The organism is Streptococcus sp. C150 (assembly GCF_000187445.1).
Lineage (GTDB): Bacteria > Bacillota > Bacilli > Lactobacillales > Streptococcaceae > Streptococcus > Streptococcus raffinosi.
On record NZ_GL698449.1, the window covers coordinates 545,710 to 554,690 of the forward strand.

2 protein-coding genes and 1 pseudogene are annotated in these 8,981 nt (G+C 41.7%); 2 read left to right on the top strand and 1 reads right to left on the bottom strand.

From position 1 onward, the window contains the following. A pseudogene (locus HMPREF0848_RS10605) lies at positions 1–377 on the bottom strand (transposase family protein); the annotation flags it as partial. 351 nt (positions 378–728) lie between these two features. Here HMPREF0848_RS10605 and HMPREF0848_RS02650 point away from each other — a divergent pair. Both HMPREF0848_RS02650 and HMPREF0848_RS02660 read left to right on the top strand, forming a co-directional pair. Continuing rightward, on the top strand, positions 729–1,235 hold the full coding sequence (locus HMPREF0848_RS02650) for an EXLDI protein (RefSeq protein WP_008534447.1): 507 nt from the start codon (positions 729–731) through the stop codon (positions 1,233–1,235). Between the two features lie 1,316 nt (positions 1,236–2,551). Beyond that, the coding region (locus HMPREF0848_RS02660; RefSeq protein WP_037608827.1) for a CshA/CshB family fibrillar adhesin-related protein at positions 2,552–8,981 on the top strand (6,430 nt) is incomplete at its 3' end.

The following is an 8,981-nucleotide window of genomic DNA, read 5'->3' on the forward strand; positions in this document are numbered from 1 at the left end:
CTGGCAATATCTGTTAGTGTACACCTTTTCAGTAAGGAGCTGTGCAACTTTTTGCCGGACTAGATTGGAGATTTGGCAGTTTTTCTCAACGATTGATGTCTTAGCTACCGTGACTCTCCTACAACTTTTACACTGGAAACGACGCTTTTTTAAGACGTAATAGTGTAGGTGTTCCAGCTTGTTCAAGGAGAGGAATTTTTAGAAGGTTTTTGAAAGTCATATTTGATCATCTTTCCTTGGCAGTGAGGACATAGTGGTGCAGGGTAATCGAGTGTTGCTTGAACCTCGATGTAGGTATCTTTTTCAAAAACAAGAGAAATAATGATATTTGGGTCTTTAATTCCGATTAATTCTGTGGTATTCTTAATAAGTCTCATAAGTTCTTCCTAATGATGGTTTGGTTGCTTTTCATTATAGTTCTTATGGGACTTTTTGTCTGCATTCAAAAAGCTCTATAATCTCTATGGTGGTTTTACCCACTACAGAAATTATAGAGCCATAGAAAGAAGGTCCTAGGGATCTTCTTTTTTTGTGCAAAAACGAAGAACTTTGTATATTGCATTTTGATATTAGGCTCCCAGTATCAGTGAAGAATCACAGTCTTCAACATCATAATGATGGAAAGAAAGTCTATCTTGACAAAATACCTCTATATGATTATAATTATGTTTATAAACATATAGATACTAAACTTTAGATACAAGTTACAAAAATAAGGAGGTATGGTTATGGCCACAAAAAATATTTATGTTGCAGAAGCAGATCTACACTTATTTGATGATGCTGCCAAGTACGCTGGAAGTGTTTCTGCAGCTGTGATACAGGCACTTCAGGACTTTCTAAGTATTCAACGCAACAAAAGCGAAGGATATGACAAGATTGAGTTAAATCTCTATGAAAAAGGGGTAAGAAGAAAGGTAATGTTCTATGGTATGGAGATTACTCGTGTAAAACGTCCAGTAGACGGTGGAATAAGGATTGACACGATTTATAAAACTGCAAAAGGGCAGCTTGCAGTGGCAACCAAGGTTCGCAAGGAGCTTCCGAATTGGGCGAAAGGAAATCCACACGTATGGGAGAACCCGCAGTCTTGGTCACATGATTTTTGGAATCTGGGGGACAGAGTGTTAAACGTATATCCGGACATAGAGAGCCTAAAAGAGAAGGATGCGTATCTTGCTGAGTGCTGCGAATCTTCTCTTTCGGAAAGGCCTTATGAGTTTTTGGATATTTAGATTAGGTATAAATACTAGATTTATAGAACTATAACAAGCAAATAATGAGATAGCTTTGTGTTTATATATCATATGGGTTTCAGAGATGAAAAGAAGGAAGCTTTAATTAACATTGCTATGGTATATTTATCTGGTGTTCGGGATTATCGTCTTTCTCCTCGCGGTTAATGTAAATCATGTTCAAAAATTGATATTAAAAAAAGCGGAGCGACTCTTAGACGAGTCTGTTCATACCGGAATTGTAGAATATCATTATTCCGTTGACGGGATTGAGAGCATTTCTCAGCTTGTGATCAGCAAAAATTATTGAACCGCATATAAGGGCTACGCTACTAAGGGGCAATATATATACGAAGTAACCATAGTAAGGGTGGTATTATTTTACATCATGGGCAGTAAGGGGGTATGAGATGGCGCTGATTACTAAAATCAAAGCCTATCGCGAACAGGCCGGAATAAAACAATTTTTAATATTTTTTCTATTTTGGGGGCAAAATCCCGACATCTACATCTAGTAACGCTATCCAGCATCACGTTCACAACTTGACGATATAGAGCTTTCTTAATATTATTTAGTTAAATATATTTTAAGTGGGGTGAAAGGATGATTAACTTTTCTTGCAAATAATCTTAAAAAAGCAGCATTACCAGTATGTATGGTATTGTTGCGCCCATTGCGAGAAAGTTAAATTCTATTTATCCAGAATATCTTAGTAGCATCACTCTCATGGAGTGGTTCCATTTTGCTATGATGAGCTGCAAGAATTAACTTTCTTGCGGCTCTGTTTTTGTTTTTTGTGGCTCTATATCTCTAGAGTCATTAAACTTCTTTAAAGATTTAGGGCTATTTTGGACAAATAGTGATTAGCTATTCGTTAAGTAAGTGAGGTTTTTATTCCAGAAGTGTGGTAGTTTAATCTTATTTAGTGTTGTTAACGATTTAGCTTTATTCGGAATGGATACCTTATGAAAAATAAGGAATTTTTTGAATTTTAATAATATGCATAAAACCCTCATTTTGAAATCGAATTACCGAAAATAATGAAATCTTGATTTTCTTTTTACAGATAATTCTAAAAAATGATAGTTATACATAGGTATGGTAATATAACCTAGAAAAGCATTATATTTATGCTGTATTAGCAATATTTGTTGTTTTTGATTTAAGATTAATTTAAAATATTTGAAAATATGAGCAAATATTCCCACAAATATTAGGAAATTTGTTAGAATGTATAACGATTAGTATTTTTGAATACTTTTAATCTCATTGAGGGGTGAGATACTTAAATGCATAAATGTGGAGGATTACCAAAGTGGGTAAAGATTTATTTAATGATCGAATTAGTCGATTTTCGATTCGTAAATTGAATGTAGGAGTTTGTTCGGTTCTGTTGGGAACTCTTGTTATGGTTGGTGTTGCAAATCAAGTTTCAGCTGATGAAACTAGCAACCAAACCCAAGTAGAAGATGTGACCAATACATCTGCAGTAGCAAGTGAAGGAACACAGTCTCAGAACACTGTTGCAACTCAAGCTTCGGCTGAAGTCGCAAATATTTTATCTAGTTCTGAGGCAAATAGTCAGTCTCAAGCTGTTTCAACAGCTAGCCAAATAGTCTCTGAAGCATCAACGACACCAGCTTCTAGTGAAGCAACATCTCAGGCAGCTGTTTCTACTTCGGAGACATCAGCTAGTTCTGTACAATTTTCAAATAGTGTTGCTGGTACTGTGAATGTAGCTAGTAGCACGACTGGCGCTTCAACGACAGCATCTAGTTTAGCAGCCACTTCTGAATCACAAGCCTCAGCCTCAGCATCTGAAGCGCAAAATGTGAACGTTGAAGTAGAGGCTTCTAGTAGTAACTCCCTTTCTGGAGGGGTTGAATCTCCAGTAGTGGAACAACCAGTAGTGACAGCTGAAACTTCTGGCAAACGTCGTAGTCGTCGTTCTATTGGTGATCCAAATGATCCAAACCTCATCGGAGATGATGTCCAAGATGCCACTTCAACTCCTAAAGAAACAAAACCAGGTTTCACAACAAATATCAAAGCTACAGACTTGGCCAGCCAAATCTCTTGGTTGGACTTTGGTGATACAGCCAACTGGACTGGAACAACGACGACATCGAGTGGGAATCTTGCCCTTCAAGTAGGATCTACCTACACCAAAGAAATCATGCCGGGCTATGTGGTAACCATCAAAGTTAAATCTTTAAAACCTTTCCAAGCGACAGAAATCTACAAAAAGCGCTTGGAAGACCGGGGAGCGACAGAAGCTGAAAAGGCTACCTATGACCCCAATGCTAGAAATGGTTATGTGAATGGGGCTACTTCAAATTATACCAAAGCAGCTTTCAGTGCTGGTGAAGAAGCCAAAGTTATTGCCGAAGCTCAAAACCAATGGACAGAAATACGAAAAGAAGGCATCAATACTGGTACTAAAAAAACAACCATCAGTTCCGAGTTTGACGGTGGCAATATTGGGGTCCAGTTTGAAATTTCTGCGACCTTCCGTGGAAAAGTGGTCAAACCTGCCATTGTCATGGCGGATGGTGAGTCCGCTAACCCTGGTGAATTGGTTATGTTCACCACAAACGGAGAAGGTTGGCAACACATTGGGGAATGGTTAAAGAACAATAATAAAAATACGAAAACTTATATTCCACAAAATACAGACAATTTATTTGGTTCAAGCCCTTCCACTAATATAAATGGCATGAATCTCTATAGGACGAACCTTGACCAACTTCGACGTTCAACTCAAGTTGGACCGGATAAAAAAGCGGTTGCTTGGAAGTACTTTGGAAGTGCCGATTTAACAACTGGGGGTCTCGGAACAGGAGTGTTCGGGCCAAATATTTCTTCAAGTGATGTTGCTGTTCCCCTTGTTATGACCAAGGGGGCTTCTGAGATTGGACTTTATATCGTCTCAGGTGGGAAACAGTCCGCTATGTTTGGATTTTTCCCGCTTGATGAAGGGGATGCACCAGAGTCTTATGGTAAGGCTATCCACTCTATCGCAACCGTTGATGGGATAACAGGTAAAAAAGTCAACCAACCTTATCTTGGTCACTTGAGCCCAGATATGGATGAAAACAATGCACTTGATTGGTTTGGTGATGACAAGGCAACGACAGCTGATGAAGGAGTTGATCAATTGCTCCCAGCTGAACTCAAAGGGACAACCAATGAGATGATCAAAATGGATCGTACGCATCCAGGAAACTACACCATCACTCTTGAAGCCCATACAGATGGGGCGCCTCAAGCCAATATTTATGGCTGGATTGACTTTAACCAAAACGGTACCTTTGATGAAGATGAACGCTCTGACTTGGCTACTATTACCAAGGATGGATCTGTTACTCTAAGATTCACCAAGAGCAAAACCTATATCGATCCAAGTGTCAATGAACTAGGCGTCCGCGTGCGAATTGCTAAGGATGCTGTTCAAATCGAAAGCCCTACAGGAATGGCTTTCTCAGGGGAAGTTGAAGATTTCAGAACTCAGGTTACTCACCCACCAAAAGGAGAAGTCAAAGAAACAACTGGTCTTCAAGGCGAAAAACAAAGCTCTACTGTAGCCTTTACGGCTCGTGGTCTCTATAAGTATAGTCTTACAGATAAGGCTCAGATTGACGAGACAGTTGCTCCTCAGATGGTGGACAACCGTACTGGTCAAGTCGTAACACCTGGAGCAGATGGCTATTATGCTGTGGCTGGTCAAGGGAAATACAAGATCACTCCAAACGGGACTGCTGTGGATGTTGAGTTCATTCCTGAAGATCACTTCCTAGGAACAGCAGATGGTATTTCTATCCGTCGTACAGATACCAATGGCTATGACACAGGTTGGTCTACTAAATTCCCTGACATGGAAGCCAATGTCGATACGGCCATCAATACCATGGACGGTCTTTACATCCCAACGGTTACTCCAAAAGATATCGAAGGCGAAAGCAAGACGTCTACCGATGTGCAAGGAGCAACCCAAACTGGTACACCAACCTTTAACGTAGTAGGAACTAACTTAGATGGTAATAAGGTTGCTATCACTCCAAGTGCGCTATATCCTGCTAAATTGGTAGACCCAGCAACTGGTCAACCGACAAATGCGCTTTCTGTTAAGGTGGCAGGAGAAGGAACTTACACTATCGATGATACGACTGGTAAAGTGACCTTCGTTCCAGAACCTGGTTTTACAGGCACTGCGAATGGCGTAACGGTGACCTTGTCTGCTCCTGTTGGACGAGATAAAGATGGTACGATTCGTGATGAGTACGTTAAGACAGCGACTGCTAAGTACACTCCAACGGTAACACCAATTACGGTTACTCCTACAAATAAAGTTTCTGCAGATGTTCAGAACGTTCCTCAAACACAAACACCAACCTTTGATTTAAGTAATGACAAGACAGCTCAAATCACAAGCAAGAAATTGGTGGATCCAACAACTGGTCAACCGACTGATGATGCAACTGTAACTGTAGCGGGAGAAGGTAGCTATACAATCGATCCAACGACTGGGGCAGTTACATTTACTCCAGAAAAAGATTTTGTAGGTACTGCAACAGGAGTAACTGTTCAGGCAACTGCTACAATTACAAATGCTAACGGTAAGACTGCAACCATCACATCGGATGCGACTTACACACCAACAGTTGTAGCAGCAGTGCCAACAGCTCAACCTGCTAAATCTAAGGATATTCAAGGTGCTACGCAAACTGGTACGCCAACCTTTGCAGGCACAACTGTTCAAGTCAACGGTCAAGATAAGGCTATTACCATCAAAGACAATAGCTACAAACTCTTGGATAAAGATGGGAACGAAGTAACCGGTACAACCCCAGCATATGCGGCAGACGGTACAACTGAAATCGGTACCTTCTCAATTGATCCAGCAACTGGCCAAGTAACCTTCACACCGACTGATAAATCATACACAGGTGCTGTTACACCGGCTAAGGTTCAAGCTGAAAGCTCGAATGGTATCAAGGTGGCTACAACCTACACACCAGAAATCGTTCCAGTAAGTCCAACCGCAACACCAGCTGAGTCTACTGATATCCAAGGTGCCACACAAACAGGCAAACCTGAATTCCAAGGTGGAACAGTAAGCGTTGATGGCGTTGATAAGACAGTAGCCATCAATGAAGCTGTACCAGCGACATTTGACGATGGTACAAAAACTAAGACAATTCCAAACGTAGGTACTTACACAGTAGCAGCAGACGGAACAGTAACTTTCGTTCCAGAAAAATCATTTGTCGGAACTGCACCAGCAGTGACTGTTGTACGTGAAGATATGAACGGAACCAAAGCGCAAGCGACATACACACCTACAGTTACACCAGTTAAGCCTACTGCGGATCCAGCAACTTCAACTGGTAAGCAAGGTCAAGAACAAACAGGCAAACCAGTCTTCACTGAAGGTAATAGCCGTGTACCAATGAACGATAGGGTTGCTGCAACCTTTGATGATGGTTCAACGACGAAGACAGTTCCAAACGTAGGTACTTACACAGTAGCAGCAGACGGAACAGTAACTTTCGTTCCAGAAAAATCATTTACCGGTGAAGCTCCAGCAGTGACTGTTGTGCGTGAAGACATGAACGGAACCAAAGCGAAAGCAACATACACCCCAACAGTAACTCCAGTAACCCCAACAGCGGCTCCAGCAGAATCAACAGGTCCTCAAGGTGTAGTTCAAACGGGAACAGTAACCTTCACAGAAGGTGATCCTGTCGCACCAATCGACAAAAATACCATTACCCTTCTTGATGAAAATGGTCAGCCAGCTGCGGCAGTATTTGCAAAATCACCGGCAGGTGTGATTATTGGTACATTTACGGTAGATAAGATTACTTCAGTGGTGACATTCACACCAAGTGATAAATCTTACTCAGGTGAAGTGGTTCCTGTTAAAGTTCGAGCTGCAGATACTAATGGTACAACTGTAGAAACAACTTATACACCTAAGATTACACCAGTTGTTCCAACTGCAGAAGATGCAACATCTACAGATATTCAAGGTGCGACACAAACAGGTAAACCAACCTTTACCGAAGGTGATAGCCGTGTGCCGATGGATGATGACACACCAGCGACTTTCGAAGATGGATCAAAAACTAAGACAGTTGATGGTGTGGGTACTTATACAGTAGCTGCTGACGGAACGGTGACTTTCAAGCCACTTCCAACTTATGTTGGAACACCTGAAGGCGTGACTGTGAAACGTGTCGATAAGAACGGTACGGCTGTAACAGCTAAGTACACACCGACAGTTACACCAGTAGTACCAAGTGCTACACCAGCAGTTTCAGAAGACGTTCAGGGTGCTACACAAACCGGTAAACCTGAATTTACTGCTGGAAATAGCCGTGTACCTATGAATGATGCTGTTTCTGCAACCTTTGACGATGGATCAAAAACTAAGACAATTGACGGCGTCGGTACTTACACAGTAGCGACGGATGGTACGGTAACCTTTGTTCCAGAACCAAGCTTCACTGGTACAGCACCAGCAGTGACTGTTGTGCGTGAAGATATGAACGGTACTAAAGCTTCAGCAACTTATACGCCGACAGTTAATCCAGTAACTGTAACACCAACTAATAAAGTATCTGAGGACGTTCAAAACGTTCCACAGACAGAAACACCTACTTTTGCCTTGAGCAGTGATAAGACAGCTCAAATCACAAGCAAGAAATTGGTGGATCCAACAACTGGTCAACCGACAGATAATGCAACGGTTACAGTAGCAGGAGAAGGTAGCTATACAATCAATCCTAGTACAGGGGCTGTAACCTTCACACATGAAAAAGACTTTGTCGGAACCGCTAAAGGTGTAACGGTCCAAGCAACTGCAACTATTACAAATGAAAATGGTAAGACCGCAACGATCACATCTGACGCGACATACACACCAACAGTTGTAGCAGCTGTTCCAACAGCTCAACCTGCTAAATCTAAGAATATTCAAGGTGCTACGCAAACTGGTACGCCAACCTTTGCAGGCACAACTGTCCAAGTCAACGGTCAAGACAAGGCTATTACTATTAAGGACAATAGCTACAAACTCTTGGATAAAGATGGTAATGAAGTAACTGGTACAACTCCAGCTTATGCGGCAGATGGTACAACTGTGATTGGTAACTTCTCAATTGATTCGGCAACTGGGACAGTAACCTTCACACCGACTGATAAATCCTACACAGGTGCTGTGACACCAGCTAAGGTACAAGCTGAAAGTTCAAATGGTATTAAAGTTGATACAACTTACACACCAGAAATCGTTCCAGTGACACCTACAGCAACGCCAGCTGAAACCACTGACATTCAAGGTGCGACTCAAAAAGGCAAACCTGAATTCCAAGGTGGAACAGCAAACGTTGATGGCGTTGATAAGACAGTAGTAATCAATGAAGCTGTACCAGCGACATTTGACGATGGTACAAAAACTAAGACAATTCCAAACGTTGGTACTTACACAGTAGCAGCAGACGGAACAGTAACTTTCGTTCCAGAAAAATCATTTACTGGTACAGCACCAGCAGTGACTGTTGTCCGTGAAGACATGAACGGAACCAAGGCGCAAGCGACGTACACACCAACAGTTACACCAGTTAAGCCAACTGCAGAGCCAGCAACTTCTACTGGTAAGCAAGGTCAAACCCAAACAGGTAAGCCTGAATTTACTGAAGGTAATAGCCGTGTGCCAATGAACGACGATGTTCCAGCAACTT

Bases quoted from the DNA above. Each gene is read 5' to 3' on its own strand.
- HMPREF0848_RS02650 (WP_008534447.1), top strand. From the start codon at position 729: ATGGCCACAAAAAATATTTATGTTGCAGAAGCAGATCTACACTTATTT.